Origin of the sequence: Prevotella sp. P5-108 (assembly GCF_002251385.1) — a bacterium.
GTDB lineage: Bacteria > Bacteroidota > Bacteroidia > Bacteroidales > Bacteroidaceae > Prevotella.
This window is the reverse complement of record NZ_NPJJ01000062.1, coordinates 1-21295: the sequence shown is the minus strand read 5'-3', so window position 1 is coordinate 21295 and position 21295 is coordinate 1. Positions and strand designations below refer to the sequence as shown.

Sequence of the window (21295 nt, the reverse complement as noted above, 5' to 3'; positions counted from 1 at the left end):
ACCTTTATTTTATGTAAAGATACGAAAAAATATTGACATATGCAACTATTTACCCATCTATTATCCAGCTATTTGCAGGGGATGGTGGACTTTTTCAGTGCCCTCCCTTGGGGAGGGTAGGGTTGGGGAGGGGCTTCTCTGCCTTGGCAACTCTGTAGGAGTTGCGTTTAGCCGTAGGCGTTACCCACGGCAGGATGATGGGCTGCTATTTTTTGATGGGTATTATCAGATTGAGTATAACGCCTTCGGCTAAGCGCAACACTTTACCTTTCCGCGTCGCAAAGCGCCGCGCCGGTGACCTTCGGTTCAGCGTTGCTATCCTTTTATGGTTCAATACCCAGGGTAGAGGCGCTGCGCACCTCAACCCTGGGCTGGGGAAACGCAACTCCTACAGAGTTGCCAAGGGTGCGTACCGCCTGCTATGGGCCAACCATACATTACAGCAGGGAGCGTACCTCCCACATTGGGCCAACTACTCATGGTCGTTGGGAGCGTACCATCTACGATGCGTTATTAATTACGAATGCCCTAATTAATATGGAACACGACGAAGGAGGTTAATTCTGTTTTATCAGAACCATCCGTATTCGTCGTAATGACGGAAAAGCGGATGGGGGCGATGGCTCGGAGTGTCTTTACTATCTGTTCGGGCGACGCGACTGGCCCTGCTACCATGATGCGCACCATCGCCAGCGATGAAATGATAAAAATCGCGGGGAAAAAAGAAAAAAGGGGAAAAAAGATTTGTATTTCGATAACAATCATTATCTTTGCAAGCATAACCTAATACTCCTCCAAAAAAGTGCTGCTTATGAATACCCCACGACAGAGCAACGCCACCACACTGTGGTACATGATAGTAATCGGTCTGCTGATGATAGCCTGCGGACAGCGACAGGCGACGAATCCTATGGCCGTGCGCAAAAGTCTGGACAGCCTCATCTCTTCTTCACACAATATCGACACTCTCCGTATGCTGCAGAAGCGTATGGAGAAGGAAGACAATGTGTTGGGACGCATCATCGTGTGCAGAGAGATAGGCCGGAAGATGCGCAACGAGAGCCTCTTTGACGAGGCGCTGCGCTACCACGGCGAAGAGCTGACGCTCGCCGAAGACCTGGAAGACACGCTGGAGATGGTGCAGGCGCTCAACAACCTGGGCACCGACTACCGCAGACTGGGCGTGCTCGACGTGGCGCAAGACTACCATTACCGCGCGTGGACCATCAGCAAGGCGAGCGGCGACACCTCGCACGTGGCGAAGAAGAGTCGCGTGGTGGCGCTCAACGGACTGGGCAACATCTACCTCACCGTGGGCAACTACGAGCGCGCCGACAGTGCGCTGCGCATGGCGCTCGCCGGCGAGAAGGAGCTGAAGAGCGAACTGGGGCAAGCCATCAACTACGCCAACATAGGCTCCATCTTCCGCCATCAGAACATGAACGACTCGGCGTGGGCGTACTTCCGCAAGTCGATGGAGCTGAACCAGAAGGTGAACAACATGCTTGGCATCTCGCTCTGCCATACCTACTATGGTTCGATGTATGAACGGGAGCGACGGTATGACAAGGCAGAGGAGGAATATGAGAAAGCCTACGAGCTGATGAAGGCTTCGCACGACGACTGGCATGCGCTGAACTCGCTCATCGCGCTGGCAAGCATCAACCTGACCAAGGGTGACAACGCCAGGGCGTTTAACTTCCTGGGCAAGGCAAAGCGGATGGCGGAGGAAATCAAGTCGTATGAATATCTGGCAGAGGTCTACACCTTATATTATAAGCACTACAAACGCACGGGCGACTACAGTGCGGCGCTCGCAGCCCACGAGAAGGCGGGCGCGATGCAGGACAGCGTGGTAGACATGGAGAAGGTGAACCGCATACAGAACGCGGGACTCGCCATCGAACGCACCCAGCAGGCAAGGATGATGGACGCGGCGAATATGACGCTGCAGAGCGAGCGGTCGGCACGGATGGTGAGCAGCGTCATCTTCGTCATCATAGTGCTGCTGCTCAGCTGTGCGCTGGTGATATTCTTCTACGCACAGCGCGTGAACCACCACAACCACATGAACCTGAAGAGGGTGGCGCAGATGCGAGAAAACTTCTTCACGAGCATCACCCACGAGTTCAGGACGCCGCTCACCGTGATACTCGGACTGAGTCAGGAACTGCAGAAGAACCCGCAGGACGAGGTGAAGAGCCACGCGCTGACCATAGAGCGGCAGGGCAAGGGTCTGCTGACACTCATCAACCAGCTGCTCGACATCTCGAAGCTCAAGTCGAAGGAGGGCAAGCTGGACTGGCGCAACGGCAGCATCACCACCTATGTGACGATGCTCGTAGACACCTATCGCGACTACGCCCGCAGCAAGAACATCGACTTGCAACTGTATGTCAAGGAGGAGGTGACGATGGACTTTGTGCCCGACTATGTGAGCAAGCTGCTGAACAATCTGATATCCAACTCGCTGAAGTTCACGCCGGAGTTCGGTAAAATCAACGTGTCGATGTGGCGCATCGAGGACACGCTGCACGTGGAGGTGAGCGACTCGGGCGAAGGCATGGACGAAGAGACGGCAGCCAATGCGTTCAAACCGTTCTACCAGGGTGAGAACGATGCCAAGAACATAGGCACGGGTGTGGGTCTGGCACTGGTGAAGAACGTGGTAGACTCGGTGCATGGCAAGATAAGCGTAAGGAGCAAGGTGGGAGAAGGCACAACATTCAGTATAGAGATACCCATCAACAACGTATGCGAAAACAAACTGACGGAGAAGACGATGGACAACATGCCGGTGCTGCCGGCAGAGGAACAGGCGCTCACCGACTGCGACTGCGACGACAGCCAGTACACGGTGCTGGTGGTCGAGGACAACCGCGACATCGCAGCCTATATAGGCAAGTTGCTCGCCGACCGCTACAGCGTGGCTTATGCCACCAACGGAGGCGACGGACTACAGAAGGCGATAGACCTAGTGCCCGACCTAATAGTGACCGACGTGATGATGCCCGACATGGATGGTCTGGAGCTCTGCCGACGCGTGAGGGCCAACGAGGTGGTCAACCATATCCCCATCGTCATCGTCACGGCGAAGATTACGGAGCAGGAGCGCATCGAGGGCATCAAAGCGGGTGCCGACGCCTATATCTCCAAGCCGTTCAATGTGGACGAACTGCGCACGGTGGTCGAGAAGCTGCTCGACAGGCATCGCTCGCTGCGCAGCAAGTTTGGCGATGGCATGACAAGCAGCAACAACGACGAAGAGGGCAGGCTCACCGATGCCGAGCGGAGGTTTGTAGCCAAGGCCGTAGACCATATCTATCTGCTGCTCGACAAGCAGGCGCTCGACATCAACGCACTGGCAGACAAGCTGTGCATGAGCTCGCGCCAGTTCCATCGCAAGATAGTGGCGATAACGGGCTGTTCGCCCGCCTCGTTTGTGATGAAAATCAAGATGAAGCGTGCCCGACATCTGCTGGAGAACGACACGAGGATGGGCATTGACGAGATAGCCAGCCGCTGCGGCTTTGAACACACCTCGAGCTTCTACCACGCCTTCCGCAAGACGTATGGCGTGACGCCGAAGGATATCAGGAGAGGAGTGGAGGATAGTTAGAGGGCCCGCCCCAGCCAACCAAAAGCCCGTCACCAACCAACCGAAAGCCCCTCCCCAACCCTCCCCAAGGGGCGGGAGTCCATTCCTGCTGTGTTTGAGGCTGTTGGGTGCGGCTCCTTCCCCTTGGGGAAGGTTGGGATGGGGCTTCTATCGCGGACAGAACGCACCCTTGGCAACTCTGTAGGAGTTGCGTTTCCATAGCCCAGGGTTGAGGTGCGCAGCGCCTCTACCCTGGGTATATATATAATAAGGTGGAGCAACGCTGAACCGAAGGTCACCGGCGCGGCGCTTTGCGACGCGGAAAGGTAAAGTGTTGCGCTTAGCCGAAGGCGTTATACTCAATCTGATAATAACCATCTACCCATTCCTACCCATTATCCTGATGCGGGCAACGCCTACGGCTAAGCGCAACTCCTACAGAGTTGCCAGGTTAGTAGGGGCAGTTACCCAGGGTAGCGTGCTTCGCCCGCCACCCTGGGCTGCGAAATCGCAACTCCTACAGAGTTGCCGCTGCTTGCGGGAGGCCAATTGCGGGGTTAATCCATTATTACCTACTTATGTAATAAGTTGATATAAACACAAAAAGCCATGGCGCCTGTTGTCGGCTTCGCCTTTTTGTGGCTGTCGGTGACGCCAGTCGGAAAACGAGTTTCCCTTTTTGTCGTCGCCCCCACCCCCAACGCCATGCTTCGCATGACGACAACAGCCGGCATGGTTCAAAAAGCGGCCAGCGGCCGTAAAAAAAGCCGCCTTTGGCGGTAAAAAAACAGCTGATTGTATCATTCCATCTGTTTGACACCTGCCGATAGAAAATAAGGTAATCTTTTTTTGTACCGGCGTTAGCCGGACTTTTTTTACCGCCAACGGCGGACTTTTTGTATTTGCGGCTTTTCAGCCTGCCACCAAGCAGGCGCGGATGGGGGTGGCGGGGAATATCCGAGAGCTCGCTCTCGAGATATCTCCCGACACACACGGACGCATAGGGCGAAGCCCTGAAAAGCCACAAATCTTTTTGTAGCTTCTTGCGATAGCATATTCAAGGTATATGGGCATATACACTACAAGTAACGCCTTCGGCTAAGCGCAACTCCTACAGAGTTGCCAGGTTAGTGGGGGCAGTTACCCAGGGTAGCGAGCTTCGCCCGCAACCCTGGGCTGTGAAATCGCAACTCCTACAGAGTTGCTGCTGCTTGCGGAGGCAAACCAAAAGCCCCTCCCCAGCCCTCCCCAAGGGGCGGGAGCTGCTTCCTGCTGTGTTTGAGGCGTTTAGACAAGACTCCTTCCCCTTGGGAAAGGTTGGGATGGGGCTTCTATTGGTGCGCTTTGCCCTTGCGGCGGGTTGGTGAATGGGGCTCAAAAAAGCAGCCAAGCGTTATAGTAATAACACTTGGCTGCTTCCTTGTACCCAGAGCCGGGGTCGAACCGGCACGGATTGCTCCACTGGTGTTTGAGACCAGCGCGTCTACCGATTCCGCCATCTGGGCAACTCTATCCAATAATTCGGATGCAAAGGTAAGACATTTTTCCGAATTAACAAACTTTTTTTCAGAAAAACGCAAAAATGCTTGCGCCATTCGGGGATAATGGTTATCTTAGCCGCCGATTAGAAACCTCATCTTACAGACATATATATATGACTAACATAAACAACAATTACTGTGTAATCATAGCAGGAGGCAAGGGACGACGCCTCTGGCCCTGCAGTCGTGAAGCACGGCCCAAACAATTCATAGACTTCTTCGGCTGCGGGCGCACGCTGCTGCAGCAGACCTTTGACCGCATGCGGCGGATGCTGCCTCTGGACCACATATACATCAACACCAATATGGCCTACCTCGACCTGGTGCACGAGCAGTTGCCCGAGGTGGACGACGACCATATCCTGGCCGAACCCATACACCGCAACACGGCACCCAGCGTGGCGTGGGCGTGCCACCGCATCAATCATGCCAACGAGGATGCCTGCCTGCTGGCCATCCCCTCCGACCAGATGGTGCTGGACGAGCAGCAGTTCTTCGCCAACGTAGGCGAGGGCTTCGATTTCGTAAGCTCCAACGACTGTCTGCTCACGATGGGCGTCAAGCCCACCCGTCCTGAGCCAGGCTACGGCTATATCCAGAAAGGCGAAGTGGCCCGCAACGAGGTCTACTGCGTGCAGTCGTTCACAGAGAAGCCCGACCGCGAATTTGCCCGCATGTTTATGGAGAGTGGCGAGTTCTACTGGAACACGGGTATGTTTCTCGCCAACACGCGCTTCCTCTACCACACGTTCAGCACCTTCCTCCCCAGCGTGCTGCGCAACCTCGACGAGAGCAACCCGCAATGGACGCTGGACGAGGAGAACCGCTTCATACAGGACAACTTCCCCTCCTACCCCAACATGTCAATAGAGCGCGGCGTCCTGGAGAAGTCGGGGAGCGTGTATGTGATGGAGTGCCGGTTTGGATGGGCAGACATAGGCACATGGCACAATGTGTATGAAGCTATGAGGCGCGCCGACGGCGACAACGTGGTGATAGACTCGGAGGCGATGACCGAAGACGCCCACAACAACATCATCAAGCTGCCCAAGGGCAAGCTGGCAGTCATCAACGGGCTCGACGGTTTTATCGTGGCAGAGGAAGGCAACGTGCTGCTCATCTGCAAGAAGGAAGACTCGTCTGACCTGATACGCAAGTATGTAAACGACGTGCAGATGAAGCGTGGCGACGAATACGTGTAAACCCTTAATAACATAGGTATGAAAGCAAGAAAGTTTTGGCTTGCAGCCATGGCAGCCATGGCATGCTGGAGCGCACAGGCGCAAGCGGTGAAACCCGTCAAGATGGTGATAGGCCCCGACGGTATGGCCTGTGAGTACATCGGCGAGACCGCCGACAAGTACCACGTGATGTGCCAGGACGACGGATGGGTGGACAAGAAGGGAAGCCGCATCGAGTACTGGTCGCCCGAGAAAGGCAAGGGATGGGTATGCTGCCGCAAGGCCGACGGCAAGGTGAACATCTACAAGTCGGCAGACGCCAAGTCGGCGGTGGTAGGCCAGCTCACCAACACCAAGGGCTACATTCCCGAGTCGGCAGCCTGTATGGGGCTCGAGAAGGGATGGTACAAGGTAAACAAAGACGGCGTGGTGGGCTATGTCAAAGCCCGCACAGCCTGGTGGAGAGCCAAGTCGCTGGACTAAAGGTCATCCACTACAACACAAGAGCCGCCGGCAGGCCGCTTCTCCATGACCGGGGAAGCGCGCCTGTCGGCGGCTCTCTATGTATGAGGGTGTCGGGGGCGACGCTCAGAGCTTCTGGAACTCGGCGTAGATGCTGTCGGCTATCTGCTGCATCTCTTCAGGCTCGAGAGAGAGGTGCTCCTTGCGGAAATCCACGTCAGCCTCTGAATTGATGGGCATGAGATGGATGTGGGCATGAGGCACCTCGAGACCCAGCACCACCTGAGCCACCTTGCGGCAGGGGAACGCGGCGCGGATGGCCTGTGCCACCTTCTTGGCAAACACCTGGAAAGCGGCCAGTTCGGCGTCGTCCATATCAAAGATGTAATCGACCTCCTTGCGGGGTATCACCAGCGTGTGACCCTTGGTGAGAGGACTGATGTCGAGGAATGCGTAGAAGTCGGCACTCTCGGCACACTTGTAGCTCGGTATCTCGCCGGCTGCAATCTTAGAGAAAATGGTAGCCATAATCGTAATGTTGGTTTGGGTTGATGTATAGAGCGTGGTTGCGAGCCCGCTATCAGTCGATCGAGATGCGATCGATGCGCAGATGGATGACGCCGTTGGGAATCTTGATGTCGGCGACCTCGCCCACCTTCTTGCCGAGGAGTCCCTGGGCGATGGGGGTGTGGATGGAAATCTTGCCCTCGCGCAGATTGGCCTCACTCTCGCTCACGATGGTATAGGTCATCTTAGCCTGGTTGGCCACGTTGGTCATTTCGACCTTGCACATAATCTGTACAGTGTCTGTGCTGAGACGCGACATATCTACTATCTTGGCCTCGGCGATGGTTAGTTTCATTTTGTTGATTTTGCTCTCCAGGTGAGCCTGTGCCTCCTTGGCAGCATCGTACTCTGAGTTTTCACTTAAGTCACCCTTGTCACGGGCTTCAGCGATTGCGGCTGATGCCTTGGGGCGCTCAATCGATTCGAGCCTGCGGAGCTCGGCTACGAGTTTTTCGTAGCCCTCTTGCGACATGTAAGCCATAATTTTTGAATTAATTTGTTCTACATTGGACAGACAACAATAAAATAAGGAATTCCAACAGCTTTGCAGGTTGTCGAAATTCCAACTTTTATTATCCTCTTCTTTTCTAATACTTTTGCAAAGGTAATGAATAAAGAAGACAATACCAAATCAATCATCAATTATTTTTACTTTCTCGTGGTTTTCGCCGTCGGCAGAGGCGCCATCTGGGCTCGCGGAGGTTCACTTAACCGTTGAGGGTCAAGCAGATGTTTGATATATGTCAAGAAAAGATACCTTCGGAGACAATTCTGGCCGAAACATTTGGCTGATTCGCGCAATCTGGATACCTTTGCATCGTGTTTTTCATAGTATTAGATTTAAGGTTAACAAGGTTTTGGACTCAGCGGAGTCCATTTTTTTTTGCCCTTAACCCAAGCACGCCGGCCGTAGCGCCCCTTGGCGACAAAGGATGACGCCACGCGGGAGAGCCCGCGCCATCCAAGGCCCACCCAGAGAAACCATCCGCTCATCCGCTCACCCCATCGACCTCACCCATACACCACAGACGCCCATACGCAGCAGCCCGACACGACCGCCGTGCGCCATCACTCTACCCCACCGACCAACCCGAAAACCACCGAGACCCAAGACATCCTAACGGCAAACCACGAAACGGAAAAATCGAACCACGAAACGATTACGGCAAGCCACGAAATGATTAAGGCAAACCGCGAAACAGAAACAAGCCACATCGCCACGTAGGTTATCGAAGCGTAGATAGGCGAGTGGATGCCGAAAAATCAAGCCAAACCCATCAAAAAAGTGCGGAAAAAACACAAAAACGACGAAAACACCCAAAAAATGTAATACGTAACTTTGTACCACCAAAATTTCGTAAAGTTAGATATTGCTGTCGTTCTGAGCCGCTGCGGTGAGCGTAAGGACTGAGAGTGCAGAGGCAAGAACAAGCTGCTTGCAGGAAGAATTGTTTCGGTTCATTATCAATATAGATTTGTTGTTTGAATAATTATTGAGTGATTGTCTTTATAAAACAGTAACAGGAGGGTATGACAATAATGCCACACCCTCCTAAAAAATACCATTACAAAAATCAAAACGTTTTTATTTCGCCATCAGACTTACGGCAAATCCTCCGCCGCGCGCCTGCTTCAGCTTCAGCACATCGCCCTTCTTTACCGTACGATGGGTGATGACGTAGGCTGAAGGATTCTTCTCATAATCAGCATCGGGTGCATCCTGATAGATGGCGCAGTCGTACTTGCGTCCTTTGTCAAGGAAATCGAGGCGCACTACCGACTGATGGCCTTCGGCATCGCACTTTCCGCCCACAAACCAATTGTCTGTTCCTTTAGCCTTGCGGGCTACTGTGATATACTTGGCAGGCTCGGCTTCCAGATAGCGAGAGTCGTCCCAGTCGCAAGCTACGTCGCGAATGAACTGGAAAGCATCGTCATACTTCTCGTAATTCTCAGGCAGATCGGCTGCCATCTGCAACGGCGAGTACATAGTTAGATAGAGTGCCAACTGTCCGCAGAGCGTTGTGTTGACATTGGATTTATTGTTGCACCACTCGCTCAGCTTCGTTACGAATATGCCGGGAGTATAGTCCATCGGACCACCCTGCAATCTGGTGAACGGCAGAATGACCGTATGGTAAGGCTCACTGCCTCCGAATGCCTCATACTCTGTGCCTCGTGCCGACTCGTTGCCTACGAGATTAGGCCATGTACGGCACAATCCAGTAGGACGTGTAGCCTCATGCGCGTTGACCATTATGTGATGCTTGGCCGCCTCCTTGATGCAGTAGAGATAGTGGTTGTTGGTCGACTGCGAATAATGGTAGTCGCCTCGTGGAATGATGTCGCCCACATAGCCGCTCTTCACGGCATCATATCCATACTTGTTCATAAGCGTATAGGCTGCCTCCAGATGACGCTCATAGTTCTGTGTGGATCCGCTCGTCTCGTGGTGCATCATCAGTTTCACGCCCTTGGAGTGGGCATAGTCGTTGAGATACTTTATGTCGAAGTCGGGATAAGGTGTCTGGAAGTCGAATACATAGTCCTTGTAATGACCGAACCAATCTTCCCATCCGATGTTCCAACCCTCTACCAGCACCTCCTGAAGTCCGTTCTTGGCAGCGAAATCAATATAACGCTTCACATTCTCGGTATTGGCAGGATGCTGTCCGTGCGGCCGGCACTTTGAATAGTCAAGGCTTTCAAGATGCACCGAAGGCAGATCGAAGGTGTAGCTCCACTGCTTGCCTCCGGCTATCATCTCCCACCACACTCCGCAATACTTAGTAGGATGAATCCACGACGTATCCTCTATCTTGCACGGCTCGTTGAGATTGAGTATGAGGTTGGACGCAAGCATGTCGCGGGCATCGTCGCTTACAATCACCGTACGCCACGGTGTGTTGAACGGAGTCTGTACATATCCCTTCATACCCGTAGCGTCTGGCGTGAGCCACGACTCGAACACCATGTTCTTGTCGTCGAGATGGAGGTGCATTGTGGGGAAGTTGACACAGGCGGCTTCATGCAGATTGATGTAGAGTCCGTCGTCGGTCTTGAGCTGCAGTGATGTCTGTACACCCGTAGGCGAGAACGATGTCTGCGAAGCATTGGAAGTTATGGCTGCCTTCATTTTCGAACGTATCTCGCTCATCTTCGATATTACGGTTTCATACTCCTGCGTGTCGTAGTCGCCCGGAATCCAATAGGCTGTATGGTCGCCCGCCATTGCAAACTGGGTGTGTTCTTCCTTCACTACGATATAGTTGAGCTTGGGCTGTTGCGGAAACTCATAGCGCAGTCCCATACCGTCGTCGTAGACACGGAAACGAATGCAGATATCACGTTGCATTGAAGCCTGATTGAGCGTTACTGCAAGTTCGTTGTAATGGTTGCGTATAGTTGCGGTCTCGCCCCATACCGGTCGCCATGTCTCATCGAACGTGGCAGTCTGCGTGTTCTTCACCGTGAACCCGTCCATGAGGTTCTGTTCGTTCATCTCGTTGGATGCATGCTTGTCCTTGGCAAGTTCCAATCCGAGATGCGACGGACGTATCACTTCCTTCTTCTTGTATGTCATCTCATACGTGGGACGTCCGTCCTGCAGATAGAACTTCACCGAAACGTTGCCGTCTGGCGATGTCACAGTCTGCGCACCTGCCCCCAATGTGAGGGCAAGTGCAAGTGCTGAAAACAACAGTTTCTTCATGTGTACTGGCTTATTTATTCTACAACAATCATTGTCCAATACTTAAGCTGCGGAACGGTAAATACAACGAAGTCGCCATCCTGACGATATTGCAGTTCCTGCGGAGCGCCTCCGAGTTGGTCGGGCGATGCCACCCACAGCTTCTTTACGTTCTTTGCACGCATACGCAATGTTAGGTTGTCGATGGCTTCGGGCTCGGGCATCGTTCCGTCCTTGTCGCGCCAGCTCAAGCTGTTAGCCTGACGGAAGTTGAGCAGACTCACCACTTGCTTGCCGTCTACGCTCTTGCTGTATGCCGTTACGTTGCCAAGTACGGGCGGCCATGCATTGATCGTTACCACAGACTTGGCTGCTGCAATATCGCATTGTGTCTCTGTTCCACCGTTGCGAAGCAAGTTCTGATAGGCTGTAAGGAAATCGTAGTACGCCACTATCTGCTTCTTCAGTCCGGCGCTCATCTTCACATCGGCATAAGGGAAGTATTCTGAACTCAGCATATGTCCTGCTCCGAGTTCGAGATGTGATGCTCCGAGGGCGAACATTACGGCATCGGTGAGCAGCACTCCGGGTGTATTGAACTCCGGCTTATTGTGTCCGTAGTCCATATATGCGGCATACACCTGACCTAACGTATTGCCGGAATACAGGCGATTGGCCTTCAATATGTCATGGAGATCACTGAACTTATCTTCACCATCCCACAATTCGGAGTACATAAAGTCAACGCATCCTGTTGACACAATCTTGTCTGAGCCATAATTACTGACGGCATTCATCACCAGACGTTTGTCGGGCTGACGCTCTTTCATAGCTCGTATGAACGATGCATAGCCGTTAGGCAGATTCACCTGCGATCCATAATAGTCGTAATCGGTGCCACGTGAGCCAAGCTGGTCGATATGGAATCCGTCAAAATCGAGTGCTTCATACACATCGTCGTTGCGGTCGGCAAGGTAATTCTGCCAGTCTTTGTTCGACGGATCGACAAGATATATGTCGCTCTTCCAGTCGGACGGCAACTGATGGCGGTCGCATTTAGAGTGATTCTGGTCGGTATATATATACCAATGGTCGTCCACTCCATCAGCCTTTGCATCGTCAAATGCACCGAAACAGAGATTGTAGAACATAGCCTTCATGCCCAACGAATGTGCCTGGGCAATGTAGTCCTTCACCACCGAAGTGTAGTTGTCGCGGTTGGCAATGTCCTTGTAGCTCTCGAGCAGATTGCCTGGTGTGCCGCCGAGCGGCCAATGCTGCTTGTATTGCCAATCGTAGAACTGCAATCCATTAATGTGGCAGCGGTTGAGAAAAGACAATTCGGAAGCAATAACATCTGAAGTGCGGTCGCTACCGTATGAAGCTATGAAGCCATAGCGTGGGAATCGCGCCCAATCGCTCGACACATCTACGCCAATAGTGGCGTAGATGGTCTGCTGATTGTTGCCGTCAACTGTGTATATGTCGGCCATATAGCCTGTATAATCAGCTTGCGGAGCTGTCCATGTCCACGAAGTTGAACCTAAGTTTTCGTCGGCTATCACCTCAGAACCATGACGGTAGCGTATGCGAGCCGATGCAGGCAGAGTACCGTCAGTCACGTTGAAGCGTACTGTCTCGCCCGGTTTGTATGCCGCCTTGTCTGTAGTGACAGTGAGCGAGAGGTCGGCTGTGGTCTTCACCACGGTCTGTATAATGTCCGTAGGAACGGTAGCGGGATCGTTGTAGCTATTGTTGTCATCGCTGCATGAGCCTATCAATAACGGCAACGCCATTAGCAATACATTCATTTTCATTTTATGCTTTTGTTAGATTGTTATTTTTTTGAGATTGTTACGGTCTCGTTGAGCTGGTCGAGCGTTATGGTGTATGTGCCCGACGATGTTATCTTCCACTTGTAGTCGAGGTCGCTAACGTTCACAGTCAGATACTGCGATTTAAGTGTTTCGTCACTCTTGTTGATGAAGAGAGCCTGCTCGGCAGTACCCTTTGGTTCGGCATCGGGAGCAGAAGGCATAAACCACGCTCCGTACCAGTCGCTCTGCTTGTCGCAAGAGAACTTGAGTTCGCCTGCGTTGAGCTGACCTGTCCATGTGAATACATAAGGACTCGCTGTAGAAGTCATCGGTGTGGCATGGCCAAGATCCCATCCGTTGGGTGTAGCATCACCTACAAGGTATATCATTTCGTATGGAGTGAACTCGCTCATCATCATACGTTCCTTGCCCGAACGAATGTCAACGCATATCTTATAAGCCTTGCCGGTCTCGCTGTCCTGCAGATTCCACTTGTTGTCGGGGTCGAAACCAGATACGAATTCCATGCTCTTGTCTGTGTAAGGAGCGTTTGCCTGTGTGGCTTTATACATGTTCTCCCATGAGTTCATGGATGTTCCGAACTTAAACTCGCCGCCAACTCCCTGCTCAAAGTAGCGTCCCATGCGGAAGAGGAAGGGATCAAGAGCATCCTGTTTCATCGGTTCAAAGCTCCATCCGGTTGGATTGCCTACGAAGAACAGCTGGTCGAAGGCAGGGCTTATGCCTTCTGTCTTCTCTATGCTGACTGTAGCAGCAAGCAAATCCACGGTCACCTTATAGTCGTGTGCTTCGTCGATGGTCCATTTCTCGTCGGGTTGGTCGTCGCTTGTGCGGAGCACTGGACCACCGTTGTCGCCGCGTCCGTATGAAGGCAGAAACTGTCCGAGAGTGGTTATGAACTTTATCTCGCCGCTATTGAGCTTGCCTTCCCAAGTGAAGAGGCCGTTGGTGGTTCGTGTCATCTCCGATGCATTGTCGGCGCTCCATCCGTTTGGAGCTGCGCTACCTATAATATACAATGTGGATGTGACGGGTTCGTATGGTGTAGCGGTGAACTGCGTGGTGGCAGTCTGTGTCTCTTCCACGCCGCTGACTATGGCAGTGACGCGTGCTTCGATGTCAATGGGTGTGCCAACGGTGCCTCCCATCTTGTCGAGAATGATGTTGTTAAGATTCTCCACGTTGGCACTCCACGTGTAAGTCTGCGTCTGTTCGTCCACAGCCACGTAAGGCTGGGCGAAGTCGGTGCCAGCCTTAGCCAGTTCCAGACGATAGCTGATGCGGTTGCCGGTACCGTAATTGTTGCCAGTGGTCCAGTTCAGGGTGACGGCGTCACTTGCATGGTTGGTCTCTTCCAGAGCGGACAGGGCTTGGTCAGCCGTGATTGTCAGCTGGTCGCGTCCTTTGTCCAGTTCGGTGTAGTCCTGGTCTGAGCAAGCGGAGAGTGCGAAACCGATGAAAAGAAGAGCCAACAGACTATGAATGCAATTTATATATCGTTTCATATTGATTCTTTTTTTATTGTTTATAATGTTTCTTGACCTTTAATATCCAGGGTTCTGTGTCATCAGCTTGTTGGCGTCTCTCTCCGTCTGCGGGATGGGGAAGAGCAGGCGTTCCTTTGTGACGCGCGACTTTCCGATGGACTTGAGGAACTTCACGGCATAGTCGCCATGCTGCAAGCGTATCATGTCAAACCAGCGATGGCCCTCAAACGCCAGTTCAATACGACGTTCGTGTATGATCTTTTCGCGCATAGCTTCCTGCGACAATCCACTCACTCCAGGCAGTCCGGCACGATGACGGACGATGTTAAGAGGCTCGGCTGCCTCAGCAGTCTTGCCCTGCTCGTTGAGAGCCTCAGCCTTCATAAGCAGCACATCGGCATAGCGATACACCACAAAGTTGGCAGGATTGGTGTTATATTCTGGTGATACGCTCTTTGAAACGAGAAACTTGCGCACGTTATATCCGGTAGTTGAGTAGCTGCTCTTGTATGTCATGCCGTCAAAATCGGGACATCCATCATACAATACGGTAAGGTCCTTGCGCTTGTCGCCTTCCTCATACTGCGACATGAACTCTTCTGTAGGCAGGTTCCATCCGTAAGATCCTGCCACAAAGTTGGAGTTTCGTGGTCCCATGAATGTCGACAGCCAGCTCGACTGCGGATTGTTTCCCCAAAAATCGTATTCGGTATTGCCAGAGAACTGCACTTCGAAGATTGACTCAGGACCATTGTTGATGGTAGCGTCAAAGTTTGATTCGTACGTGCATTGGCTTAGATCGTAGCCAAGAGCTGTCACATCGTCGCACAGGCTCACAACCTTCTGATAGTATTCATTGTTGTCGGGAGCGAGTGTGAGGTATATATCGGCGAGCATTGTATAGGCTGCGTCCTTCGTAGCACGTCCAAGATTGTCGTTATCAAGCTGGTTTTTGGCAGGAAGCAGATCGGCTGCGCGATTGGTATCGTAAATTATCTGCTTGTAAACCTCGTCAACTGAAGCACGTGCTATGTCCGTGCTCTCGCCTGGATTGAACGGCTTCAGACGCAGAGGTACCCCACCATACAAGCGTACAAGTATATAATAATAATGTGCACGGAGGAAGTAAGCCTCACCGAGCGAACGTCCCAGAATGGTGCCCTTTTCCGGATTCTTGTCTTCGAGAGCATTGATGAGGATGTTGCACTGTCCGATACCGACCCAAGGCGAGCGCCACATGTACAGCGCCATACCATTATCGCTCTGCGTGGTGAAGTTGGAAGCCTGAACGGTCTCAATGCCGTCGGTACCTCCACCAGCGCCTACTATGCTGTTACCAGCAACGATGTCGAGAGTCCACAGACGTTGATTGTACATATTCGACGACTGGAGTGTACGATAGCAGGCATTTGCCATCGACACCGCCACGTCCTCGTCGACCGTCGTTTCGGGGTCGACTGTGTTCTTAGGCTCACGGTCGAGGAAGTCGCTGCATGAACACATCGAGCCTGCAAGCGCTATGTTGAGAGCCAGAATAAATATCTTTTTCATAATGATTCAGTTGTTAGAAGTTTAGGTTTAATCCGATGTTGAACGTGCGCGAGATGGGATAGCTTGAGAGGTCGATTCCGTTGACACCCACTTCGGGGTCGAAACCTGAGTATCCGGTTATCGTTGCCACGTTCTCGCAAGAGAATGTGATGCGTGCAGAATTGAGTGTCAGGGCACGAAGCCACTGCTGCGGCACATTGTAAGAGAGCGAAATGCTCTTCAGACGCAAGTATGCACCGTTCTCAACGAAGCGGTCGCTGATGCGGTTGTTTTGGTTGGGATCGCCATAAACGGCACGTGGCATCGTGGTGCTTGTGCCCTCGCCATGCCAGCGTGACAGCACGTCGGTGAGCTGGTTGTAGGCTGCCGACATGCCCGTAAGGTCTATCTTGTTGGCATTGAATATCTTGTTGCCAGCCACGCCCTGCAAGTATACCGACAGTTCCAGACCCTTCCATGCAAGCGTATTGCTCATCGAGAAGATGTGTGTGGGGTTAGGATTGCCTATCACGGTGCGGTCGTTGTCGTTGATAACACCGTCGGGGGTGAGGTCCTTGAAGCGTATGTCGCCAGGCTCGGCACCTGTCTGAATGGCGTGTTCTTTTACTTCCAGCTCGTTCTGGAATATTCCGTCGGTGACATAACCGTAGAACACGTTGATGGGCAGATTGTTGGCGAGCGTCGTTACATACGAGTTGTTCACCTGATTGATATAGTAAGGCACGTCGCTGTTGAGACTCTTTATCTTGTTGCGGTTGTATGTATAGACGATACCTGTCTCCCACTGCAGCGGACCCTGAATGTTGACGGTATTGAGCGAAACCTCAAAACCCGTGTTGCGAACCTTTCCGGCATTGGTATAAGTGGTGCTTGTGTCCTCAAATCCCGAAGTGATTGGGATGGAAGCCTTTACGAGCATGTCGGTCGTATTCTTTATATAATAGTCGAATGTGAGGCGGGCACGCTGATTGAAGAGTGCTGCATCGAAGCCAATGTTGGTCTGCGCCACCTGCTCCCAATGAATGTTAGGATTGGCAAGCGTTGCCGAAATAAGTGCCGACTGTTCTGTTCCTGTCTTGCCGAACGGATATACGCTGGTGTTGTATGAAGCCAGATAGCTGTAGTTGCCCACACTGGCCTGACTACCCGTAACGCCGTATCCAGCACGTATCTTGAGGTCGTTGAGAATGTTGTTCTTCGGGAACCACTCTTCTTCAGAAGCGCGCCATGCCAGCGATACAGACGGGAATGTTCCCCAACGGTTGTTGCGTCCGAAGCGCGACGAGCCGTCACGGCGTACTGTAGCGGTAAGAAGATAGCGGTCGGCATACTCATAATTGAGTCGTGCCATATACGACATAAGCGCCCATTCGGTCTCGTTGCCGCCGATGGCATGCATCTTCTCGCCGTTGTCCATCTCGTGTACGCCATCATAAGCGAACACGTTCTTCTGTGCGTTAAGATAATCAAAGTTGTTCCACTGTGCCGATGTACCAGCCATCAGTCCTACGTGATGCTTCTTGGCGAACGTATGGTCGAAGATGAAATAGTTGTCCCAAAGATATGTGAACGACTTGTTGTCGCTCTTGTAGCGGCTGCTCTCCTCAACGGGCGAGGGTTTCCAGTTGTGCTTGGGGGTATAGCTGTCGTTATACCAGAACTTGGCGTCAATGCCGAACGTGCTCTTCAGCTTGAGCCACTTAGCCAAAGTCACCTCTGCCGAGATATTGCCAAGGAGGTTATAGCCCTTAGTGCTGCTGCGGTCGGTTGTGGTTGGGCCGATCGGGTTGCGTACGCTGCCATACCAAAGCGAATTGCCCTCAGGTCCGGTCCACTCGCCGCTGGCGTCCTTAACGGCAAAGACGGGCAGTGCTCTGTATGTATTGCCCATGTCATAACTGCCCTGCTGCTTGCGGTCGGCCGAAATGGTTATGTTGGATGTCATCTTCAACCAAGGCTGCACCTGGGCATCAGAGTTCTGCTGGAAGGTGAATCGGCGGTACTTGACGCTTCTTACAATACCCGTCTGATCGAGCATGCCTCCCGACACATAATAGTGTGCCTTGTCGCTGCCACCCGAATAACTCAACGTGTAGTTCTGCATATATCCGGTACGGAACAACTCGTCTACCCAATTGGTTCCTTTGCCGAGAGCCGACGGATCTGCCCATTCGGGATTGGCGGTGTTGCCCGAATTGTTCATCATGTCGTTGCTCAGCGCTGCATACTGGCTTGCATTGAGCAGGTCGGGAGTACGTGTGGCATTCTGCACGGCAAGATTGGCAGAGAGCGAGAGGCGTCCCTTGCCTTCCTTTCCCTTCTTGGTGGTTATCATTATGACACCGTTGGCACCGCGGCTACCGTATATTGCCGTTGCCGAAGCGTCCTTCAGCACGTCCAGACGCTCTACGTCTGCCATGTTGATGGCATTGATGCCGAGGTCGGTTGGCACTCCGTCTATTACTACAAGAGGGTCGCAGTTGTTGATAGAACCCATACCGCGCACCTTAATAGTAACGTTGTCGCCCGGCTTGCCGGCATCTACAACCTGCAATCCTGCTATCTTACCCTGAATGGCCTGTCCGATGTTGGCTACCGGCGAGTTCTCTATGTCCTTGGCAGCAAGCGAACCGACAGCTCCGGTGAGGTCTTTCTTCTTCATAACGCCATAACCTACAACGACAATTTCGTTGAGTTTGTGGACATCTTCGGTCAATACGATTTCAAGCGACGACTTGCCACCTACGGCAACACGTTGGTTGTTGTAGCCGATGTACGAAATTTCGAGTACTGCATTGTCGGGAACTGAAATCGAGAATTCTCCGTCAAGGTTGGTTACTGTGGCGTTTTTAGTGCCTTTTTGTCCAACGGAGGCTCCAATGATAGTCTCACCATTGGCATCCTTCACTACACCATGTATTGTCTTATTGTTCTGTGCGTATGCGCCTATGGGCAACATTGCAAGAAACGAACAAGCAACAATCTGGCTGATCCATTTTCGATTGGTTTTGTTCATACTATTGGTTTTTAGTTGTTGTGTCGTTATGACGGTTGCAAATGTAGAATTTATTTTCATAAGTTGTTCATTAAAGTACCCAATATGTACACGTCTATGACTAAATAAAATATTAACAATATGATAATCAGATATTTACAAAAGCGCATTCACACTGCCAAGTACATCGTCCGAAAAGCAATAATATTATCAAAGCAAGGGGGAATCAATGAAAAAATATGAATAGGAAAGAAAAAAAGGCAATCATCTAATATGTTATTTCTGCAAAATTTGTAAATTTGCAGAAGCCTATAGAAACCACTAACAATTCACTCTATGCAACGTTACATAGCCATTATCATACTCTTTATTGCCACCGCCACCTCCTCAATGGCAGACACCAACGGCGAGCTTATACAGCGTATTGACAGCATTATAGACAACATAACGCAGATATACGGCAAGAAGCAGGCACGCATCGACTTCTACAAGTCGATGGCACACAAAAGCCAAAAGCCCGAAACGCTGCTTTCGGCTTACGACAAGCTGTACGATGAGTACTTCGTTTTTCAATTTGACTCTGCCATGGTGTATGCCGACAAGGCTATAACGCTTGCCGACCGCATCGGTGACAAATTCCATCACGACAAATGCCGCATTAAGAAAGCGTCGCTGCTGGGCATAGGCGGACTCTATGGCGAAGCCGTTGCGCTGCTTGACGAGATTGATTCGACTCACCTCGACAACGAACTACGGTTCGACTATACCATAGCCTACTACTTCATCTACACCTATTGGGCTGACTACTGTCACGACTATTACTATTCGCCACGCTATCACGAGCGTGCCAACAATTACCTTAAGCAGGCTGTAACGATGCTCCGCCCTACCGACTCTTACTACAATTTCTTCTGGGGTGAGTATTTTATATATGTGGAACGCAACGACAAGCGCGCCCTGGAGCACTACTTCAAGACTCTGAGTACAGCCCCCGTAGAGTCGCGATGGTATGCCATGGCATCGTATGCCATTGCCAACAACTACAGCGCCAACAACAATAACAACAAGTATGAGGAGTACATGCTGCGTGCATGCATTAGCGACCTGCTCAACTGTACGCGCGAAAACCTCGCCATGCAAGACCTTGCAATGTATCTGTTCAAGAAGGGCGACGACAACATTCTGCTCGCCGAGCGCTACATCAATTTTGCTATGGACGACGCCAAGAACTACAACAACCGACTGCGTATCATTGAAATATCGCAGAAACTGCCCGTCATCGTGTCGACCTATCGCGAAAAGCTGTCATCGCAGAACAACATCATGCGCTTCGCATTGTTCGGAGTGTCTATCCTATTCGCGTTCGTTGTAGTGCTGCTATACTTCTACAGCCGACAAAACCGACTGCTGGCACGCCACCGACACGAGCTATCCGAGAGCAACAACCTACTGTCGTCGCTCAACGACAAACTTAATACTCTCAACTCACGATTGCTCGACACAAACAGCCGACGCGAACGTCTGGCTAAACTCTACATCGACCTTTGCGCCAAATACATCGACCGTCTGAGCAAGTTTGAGACTCTTGTGAAGCGCAAAATTAAGGTAGGCCAGGTCAACGACTTGCTCAATACGGCATCGTCGTCGCGCCTTTCGGAAGAGGATGCGGCTACGTTCATGAACAGTTTCGACACGGCTTTCCTCGACCTATACCCCTCGTTCGTCGACGAATTCAACGCTCTGCTGCGGACCGGCGAACAGATTGTGCCTCCACACAAGGGACGGCTCACCACCGAACTGCGCATTTACGCTTTGATAAGGTTGGGCGTCAAGGAGAGTTCGGAGATTGCGGCATTGCTATTCTATACTCCTCGCACCATCTACAACTATCGCTCTACAATAAAAAGCCGTGCCATTAACCGCGAAACTTTCGAGTGCGACGTCGAGCAGCTGTGCCGTGTAATACACTCCTGACAGCAATGTTCGACACATGCAAATATTGTACTGACGGTAAGAAATTGTTACAAACGAAAAACTGATTCTATAGATTTCACGGGCGGTTTTTTATAGTCCACGAAAGCGCTTCTGTCACCTCAAAACATAAAAAAGGGCGGAAAAAACACAAAAACGACGAAAAACACCCAAAAAACAGCACTTTTATCCCCTAAAAAGGGTATATGGAAAATTTGGAGCGTGTCAAAATTCGTTATAAATTTGCAAGCGTCAATAACATCATCTGCGCAAATACGTAAAGTAGACCCCAATTCGGGATAAGATAGCGATTAGTTGCATGTTAAGAGAGATACATGAATTCTCTTCCCATGCCATCAGACATGGGCTATATATAAAGAATCGAAAGAGATTATTCTGTCCTTAGAACATTG

General features: G+C 51.7%; 14 protein-coding genes and 1 tRNA gene. 6 read left to right on the top strand and 9 right to left on the bottom strand.

Annotation, left to right across the window (positions count from 1 at the left end; translation table 11 throughout):
* Positions 1–253 (top strand): hypothetical protein (locus CIK95_RS13380; RefSeq protein ID WP_216820591.1); only part of this gene is annotated, 253 nt, incomplete at its 5' end.
* Positions 254–528: 275 nt separating this feature from the next.
* Here CIK95_RS13380 and CIK95_RS12155 read toward each other — a convergent pair.
* Complete coding sequence (locus CIK95_RS12155) at positions 529–765, bottom strand: hypothetical protein (protein WP_094467128.1); 237 nt, start codon at positions 763–765, stop codon at positions 529–531.
* 46 nt (positions 766–811) lie between these two features.
* On the opposite strand from CIK95_RS12155, the gene CIK95_RS12150 reads away from it, so the two are divergent.
* Positions 812–3619, top strand: a complete 2808-nt coding sequence (locus tag CIK95_RS12150) for a response regulator (RefSeq protein WP_094467129.1) — start codon at positions 812–814, stop codon at positions 3617–3619.
* 588 nt (positions 3620–4207) lie between these two features.
* The gene (locus tag CIK95_RS13245) at positions 4208–4381 is read left to right on the top strand and encodes a hypothetical protein (protein ID WP_158215139.1); all 174 of its coding nucleotides are present in this window, start codon (positions 4208–4210) and stop codon (positions 4379–4381) included.
* Positions 4382–5021: 640 nt separating this feature from the next.
* Here CIK95_RS13245 and CIK95_RS12145 read toward each other — a convergent pair.
* Positions 5022–5103: transfer RNA gene (locus CIK95_RS12145), tRNA-Leu, on the bottom strand.
* A gap of 149 nt (positions 5104–5252) precedes the next feature.
* On the opposite strand from CIK95_RS12145, the gene CIK95_RS12140 reads away from it, so the two are divergent.
* Together CIK95_RS12140 and CIK95_RS12135 are read left to right on the top strand one after the other, a co-directional pair.
* Complete coding sequence (locus CIK95_RS12140; protein WP_094385337.1) at positions 5253–6341, top strand: mannose-1-phosphate guanylyltransferase; 1089 nt, start codon at positions 5253–5255, stop codon at positions 6339–6341.
* Positions 6342–6359: 18 nt separating this feature from the next.
* Positions 6360–6803 (top strand): hypothetical protein, encoded by a 444-nt coding sequence (locus CIK95_RS12135; protein WP_144007833.1) that lies wholly within the window; start codon positions 6360–6362, stop codon positions 6801–6803.
* Positions 6804–6908: 105 nt separating this feature from the next.
* On the opposite strand, the gene CIK95_RS12130 is transcribed toward CIK95_RS12135, so the two are convergent.
* The 7 genes from CIK95_RS12130 to CIK95_RS12100 form a co-directional block, all read right to left on the bottom strand.
* Positions 6909–7310, bottom strand: a complete 402-nt coding sequence (locus CIK95_RS12130) for an HIT family protein (protein WP_094467126.1) — start codon at positions 7308–7310, stop codon at positions 6909–6911.
* Between the two features lie 52 nt (positions 7311–7362).
* Positions 7363–7830: a transcription elongation factor GreA gene (gene greA, locus CIK95_RS12125; RefSeq protein WP_094467125.1), complete on the bottom strand. Its 468-nt coding sequence runs from the start codon at positions 7828–7830 to the stop codon at positions 7363–7365.
* A gap of 1104 nt (positions 7831–8934) precedes the next feature.
* Positions 8935–11061 carry a glycoside hydrolase family 97 protein gene (locus tag CIK95_RS12120; protein WP_094467124.1) on the bottom strand — a complete coding sequence of 709 codons (2127 nt, stop codon included), beginning with the start codon at positions 11059–11061 and terminating at the stop codon, positions 8935–8937.
* Positions 11062–11075: 14 nt separating this feature from the next.
* The gene (locus CIK95_RS12115) at positions 11076–12857 is read right to left on the bottom strand and encodes a glycoside hydrolase family 66 protein (protein WP_094385327.1); all 1782 of its coding nucleotides are present in this window, start codon (positions 12855–12857) and stop codon (positions 11076–11078) included.
* 20 nt (positions 12858–12877) lie between these two features.
* Positions 12878–14383: a SusF/SusE family outer membrane protein gene (locus CIK95_RS12110; protein WP_094387798.1), complete on the bottom strand. Its 1506-nt coding sequence runs from the start codon at positions 14381–14383 to the stop codon at positions 12878–12880.
* 39 nt (positions 14384–14422) lie between these two features.
* Positions 14423–15916, bottom strand: coding sequence for a RagB/SusD family nutrient uptake outer membrane protein (locus CIK95_RS12105; protein ID WP_094467123.1), 1494 nt, complete (start codon positions 15914–15916; stop codon positions 14423–14425).
* A 13-nt stretch (positions 15917–15929) separates the two neighbouring features.
* Positions 15930–18875, bottom strand: a complete 2946-nt coding sequence (locus CIK95_RS12100) for a SusC/RagA family TonB-linked outer membrane protein (RefSeq protein WP_371591429.1) — start codon at positions 18873–18875, stop codon at positions 15930–15932.
* A gap of 372 nt (positions 18876–19247) precedes the next feature.
* Between CIK95_RS12100 and CIK95_RS12095 the strand changes: the two genes are divergently transcribed.
* The gene (locus CIK95_RS12095) at positions 19248–20885 is read left to right on the top strand and encodes a DUF6377 domain-containing protein (protein ID WP_094467121.1); all 1638 of its coding nucleotides are present in this window, start codon (positions 19248–19250) and stop codon (positions 20883–20885) included.
* The last annotated feature ends 410 nt before the right edge of the window (positions 20886–21295 follow it).